This is a genomic window from Desulfocicer vacuolatum DSM 3385 (assembly GCF_900176365.1).
In the GTDB taxonomy this organism is placed as follows: Bacteria; Desulfobacterota; Desulfobacteria; order Desulfobacterales; family Desulfobacteraceae; genus Desulfocicer; species Desulfocicer vacuolatum.
In genome coordinates this window covers 1-5,849 of the sequence record NZ_FWXY01000052.1, presented here as the reverse complement: position 1 = coordinate 5,849, position 5,849 = coordinate 1, and the positions used below count along the sequence as shown (strand labels likewise).

Genomic DNA, 5,849 nt, shown 5'->3' with positions numbered 1-5,849 from the left:
AAATAGATGGTTTTGTCGACCTCATCCTTGATGATGAGGATTACCACCTTATGCCCACCTTACTCAAAGGGATCCTGTCAGGGGTGCTCATTCCCGACCTTGGCCCCCAACCCGCAGCCATTGGCGTAGCTGTGTATGAGAGTGCCCAGACCAATAGTACCCACCGCAGCGGCCTGTGGACCATCCCCATGCCGGGTGAAGATTGTTTAGGCGGTCATGCCATGACCGTTGTCGGTTATTTTGACAAGGCACACCCTGACAATCCATTGGGGAAAAGTTATTTCCTGGTACGAAATTCCTGGGGACTTAACTATGCATTTGAGAATCCTTTGGGATACCCCGGCCATGCCTTGATTCCGGAAGGCTTTTTTAAACGGCATGATTGTCTTCACTCCGGTATCTTGAGTGTAGCCGAGGTGTCGCCAATGAAGGGTCTGACCGGGACCATGGCTGCCTTGTGGGAGAAGACCCGTAAGTTAATACATTAAAAAGCGTACAAAGGAAAAAAGAAACGATGACAGATCTGCCGACAATAAAAGAACTCGCCCTGACAGCGCTTAAAAAAACTAAAAAAAAGGCAAAAGAACTTTACGCCTCGCATCGACAAAAAGAATCGGCCATGTTTTTTCAACAGGTGTTTAATTTGTATATACAGAAACCATTTCAAGGTCTAATTTGTTTTGATCCCTCTCACGCCCGAACCGCTATAAACCTTGCTAATACCCTTGACTCAACCAGGGATTACGATGCCGCCATAGAATCTTATAAGCAGGCACAGAAGATCTTTGGAGGTGAGTATTGCAAAGGCCGTAGCGAGCTTGATCCTGATCGCGCCCGAACCGCTATGAACCTTGCTAATACCCTTGACTCAACCAGGGATTACGATGCCGCCATAGAATCTTATAAGCAGGCACAGAAGATCTTTGGAGGTGAGTATTGCAAAGGCCGTAGCGAGCTTGATCCTGATCGCGCCCGAACCGCTATGAACCTTGCTAATACCCTTGACTCAACCGGGGATTACGATGCCGCCATAGAATCTTATAAGCAGGCACAGAAGATCTTTGGAGGTGAGTATTGCAAAGGCCGTAGCGAGCTTGACCCCTCTCGCGCTCGAACCGCTATAAACCTTGCTAATGCCCTTGACTCAACCGGGGATTTCGATGCCGCCATAAAATCTTATAAGCACGCACAGAAAATCTTTGAAGGTGAGTATTGCAAAGGCCGTAACGAGCTTGACCCCTCTCGCACCCGAACCGCTATAAACCTTGCTAATGCCCTTTACTCAACCGGGGATTTCAATGCCGCCATAAAATCTTATAAGCAGGCACAGAAGATCTTTGAAGGTGAGTATTGCAAAGGCCGTAGTGAGCTTAATCCCTCTCGCGCCCGAACCGCTAAGAACCTTGCTAATGCCCTTGACTCAACCGAGGATTTCGATGCCGCCATAAAATCTTATAAGCACGCACAGAAAATCTTTGAAGGAGAGTATTGCAAAGGCCGTGACGAGCTTGATCCGGATCGCGCCCTAACCGCTATGAACCTTGCTGTTACCCTTGACTCAACCGGGGATTTCAATGCCGCCATAAAATCTTATAAGCACGCACAGAAAATCTTTGAAGGAGAGTATTGCAAAGGCCGTGACGAGCTTGATCCGGATCGCGCCCTAACCGCTATGAACCTTGCTGTTGCCCTTGAATCAACCGAGGATTACGATGCCAGCATAGAATCCTATAAGCAGGCACAGAAGATCTTTGAAGGAGAGTATTGCAAAGGCCGTAACGAGCTTGATCCGGATCGCGCCCTAACCACTAGGAACCTTGCTAATGCCCTTAAATCAACCGAGGATTACGATGCCGCCATAGAATCTTATAAGCAGGCACAGAAGATCTTGGAAGGAGAGTATTGCAAAGGCCGTAGCGAGCTTGATCCGGATCGCGCCACAACCGCTATGAGCCTTGCTAATGCCCTTGACTCAACCGGGGATTACGATGCCGGCATAGAATCCTATAAGCAGGCACAGAAGATCTTTGAAGGAGAGTATTGCAAAGGCCGTAACGAGCTTGATCCGGATCGCGCCCGAACCGCTATGAACCTTGCTGTTGCCCTTTACTCAACCGGGGATTTCAATGCCGCCATCAAATCTTATAAGCACGCACAGAAGATCTTTGAAGGAGAGTATTGCAAAGGCCGTAACGAGCTTGATCCTAATCGCGCCCGAACCGCTATGAACCTTGCTGTTATCCTTGACTCAACCGGGGATTTCAATGCCGCCATAAAATCTCATAAGCACGCACAGAAGATCTTGGAAGGAGAGTATTGCAAAGGCCGTAACGAGCTTGATCCGGATCGCGCCCTAAACGCTATGAACCTTGCTGTTGTCCTTGAATCAACCGAGGATTTCGATGCCAGCATAGAATCCTATAAGCACGCACAGAAGATCTTTGAAGGAGAGTATTGCAAAGGCCGTAACGAGCTTGATCCTAATCGCGCCCTAACCACTAGGAACCTTGCTAATGCCCTTAAATCAACCGAGGATTACGATGCCGCCATAGAATCTTATAAGCAGGCACAGAAGATCTTGGAAGGAGAGTATTGCAAAGGCCGTAGCGAGCTTGATCCGGATCGCGCCACAACCGCTATGAGCCTTGCTAATGCCCTTGACTCAACCGGGGATTACGATGCCGGCATAGAATCCTATAAGCAGGCACAGAAGATCTTGGAAGGAGAGTATTGCAAAGGCCGTAACGAGCTTGATCCGGATCGCGCCACAACCGCTATGAACCTTGCTGTTGCCCTTGACTCAACCGGGGATTACGAGGCCGCCATCAAATTTTATAAGCACGCACAGAAGATCTTGGAAGGAGAGTATTGCAAAGGCCGTAACGAGCTTGATCCTAATCGTGCCCTAACCGCTATGAACTTTGCTGCTACCCTTCAATCAACCGGGGATTTCGATGCCGCCATAAAATCTCATAAGCAGGCACAGAAGATCTTTGAAGGAGAGTATTGCAAAGGCCGTAGCGAGCGTGATCCTAATCGTGCCCTAACCGCAATGAACCTTGCTAATGCCCTTTACTCAACCGGGGATTTCGATGCCGCCATAAAATCTCATAAGCAGGCACAGAAGATCTTTGGAGGAGAGTATTGCAAAGGCCGTAGCAAGCTTGATCCGGATCGTGCCCGAACCGCTATGAACCTTGCTGTTGCCCTTAAATCAACCGGGGATTACAATGCCGCCATAGAATCTTATAAGCAGGCACAGAAGATCTTGGAAGGAGAGTATTGCAAAGGCCGTAACGAGCTTGATCCGACTCGCGCCCTAACCGCTATGAACCTTGCTGTTACCCTTGACTCAACCGGGGATTTCAATGCCGCCATAAAATCTTATAAGCAGGCACAGAAGGTCTTTGAAGGAGAGTATTGCAAAGGCCGTAACGAGCTTAATCCTAATCGTGCCCAAACCACTATGAACCTTGCTGTTACCCTTAAATCAACCGGGGATTACGATGCCGCCATAGAATCTTATAAGCAGGCACAGAAGATCTTTGAAGGAGAGTATTGCAAAGGCCGTAGTGAGCTTAATCCCTCTCGTGCCCGAACCGCTGTGAACCTTGCTGTTGCCCTTGAATCAACCGAGGATTACGATGCCGCCATAGAATCTTATAAGCAGGCTGAACAAATTTATGAAAGTAAAACGATGGGCCACTGGCTACCATTAAACCATGAGCGGTCCGCACTATACGCCAATGCAAGCTTTTTGCTGGATAAGATGGACAAACCGCTCGTCTGGGCAAAAGAAAAAAGCGAGCATCTCATCCAGATGCTTGAACTTGCCCCTGACAAAGAAATAGCAGCAGATGGGACGGCAGCGACCTGGAAGAAGATGCGCCGCAATTTTGCAAGATTTCATGCAAACTGGCTTGCTTTTGTCATCGATCAGCAAAAATATGAAGAAATCCTCCGTATTCTCTTTTGTATCCAGGGCAGGGAGCTGGCATCTGAACTACTTGACGAGCTTGGAGAGGCGGCAGGGCAACACCTTCCTGATCAGGTAAAAGCGTATTTGGAACTTCGCCACCAACTCCGGGAAATGATTCAAAAGAAGAAGGCTGACAATCCCGAAATCTTTGAACTTTCTGATCCGGCCACCCGTCCACTGGAGCGGAAGAGGCAAAACAAAGAGCTGGAAGCAGAACAGAAAGCCATTGCCACATACAACCGACTTCACCAGCAGATGGGCGATGCCCGGCGCAAGGCATCCGGACTGCCGGGGTTCGAGCTTCTGGAACTGCCTTATGACGCCTTTACCCTGGAAAACATCCAGGCAATTCCGGACTTCCACCCCCATCAATCACTATTACTGATGATCAGCTATGAAGATATGCAAGGCGTTCTTGTTATCCAAAAGCAGGGTATCCCCCGATGGCTCCCTGTCAACAGTATGGATGAACTGGCAAAGCGGACCAGGGTACTGACAGGAGAGCGGAATTCATATCTTGGAAATTGCCGCCGGAACATCCATGATGACCGGCAGGAAAAAAAGGGCATACCGGTGATGAGTGCCAGGGAGCGGGGCCGTTTCTGGCCGGACATGATCCGAGAACTCAGGGAGAACTTCTGGACCCCGTTACAGCCATACCTCACAGGTAAAAAAGAGCTGATCATCCTGCCCCAGGGCAGCCTTCATCAACTGCCAGTATTGGCTGGCAAACCAGAAAGTGTGACAACCCGGTTTTATCCGGGCCTGATTTATTATGCGCTTCAAACAGGATTGATTAAAAGAAAGAAGCCGGAAACTGGCCGGAGCAGGCATTACCCGGCAGCCCTGCTCTATTATGACCACAGGGACAACAGTAAAAAATTTCTTGCCGGTGTGGAAAAGGAGGTGGAGGCCATCAAGGCTGTTCATCAAAGAAACGGCAGTCTTTGTGAAACGCTTGAATACCCTGCTCCGTTTCCCAACGAACCCATAGAAATTGACCTGCTCACGGGGATCGGTCACGGGGGCGATGACCCCCACATGGCTTTTTCTACAGCCATGCAAGTCAGCAAGAACCAGAGCCTTTCCTATCAAGATATTCTATCAGGCAAGGCAAAGGTGCGTCATGCCTTTTTCAATACCTGCCTTATTGCCATGAACCGTGATGACAGCCAAGGCACTCCAATGGGGCTGAGCACTGGATTTATCAGGAAAGGCACCCAAAGCATTACCGGTTTTCTCTATCCCATCTCCGATCTTTTAGCTACCCATTTCGGCCCGATTTTTCACAAGCATTGGCTGGCAAGCGAAACAAAGGACCCTGATACGGTTTTGCGCAAAGCTCGCAAAGAATTTATGGAGAGTACCAAGGATATCCTGTCGCAAATCCTGGTGCAATATTGGCGCCCCAAACTACAGCGTGAAATTGCCGATTGCACAACCGTGAGAAAAGAGGTGCAGGAGGAATTGATTAACGCCTTTGAACTGGACGAAGATCAGGCCGCCATCATTGTCAGATTGATTAACCGCCATGAAGGTCCGGAAAAGGAGTTACCTGATCTTCTTATCAAAACCGTAATAGATATGAAAAAATCATTTGGGCCAAATGATGAAGATCCGCCCCTGATGGCCATTGGCACCATCCTCTACGGCATCCGGGCTTACGGCCGGTAACACCTCCAGAGCAATTCGAACCTCTTCCGACTATGTCAGCTTTTACATACCAACACTTCACCCACCCGCCGCTCCAAGGGCTGGTCCTGGCAACAAAGGAATCTCCCATCCTGGTTGAACGCCGGGAAAAACTGAAGCAGGAGCGCCGCCGATTGTCTGGAATGGTGATGGAACTTAAAGAGAAAGGTGTCCTGCC

At 49.2% G+C, this 5,849-nt stretch carries 2 protein-coding genes; both read left to right on the top strand.

Annotated features, from left to right (window positions below; all coding sequences use genetic code 11):
• The coding region (locus tag B9A32_RS20565) for a C1 family peptidase (protein ID WP_212638051.1) at positions 1-488 on the top strand (488 nt) is incomplete at its 5' end.
• A 26-nt stretch (positions 489-514) separates the two neighbouring features.
• On the top strand, positions 515-5,653 hold the full coding sequence (locus B9A32_RS20560; protein WP_084072016.1) for a tetratricopeptide repeat protein: 5,139 nt from the start codon (positions 515-517) through the stop codon (positions 5,651-5,653).
• Positions 5,654-5,849: the final 196 nt, after the last annotated feature.

Bases quoted from the DNA above. Each gene is read 5' to 3' on its own strand.
- B9A32_RS20560 (WP_084072016.1), top strand. From the start codon at position 515: ATGACAGATCTGCCGACAATAAAAGAACTCGCCCTGACAGCGCTTAAA.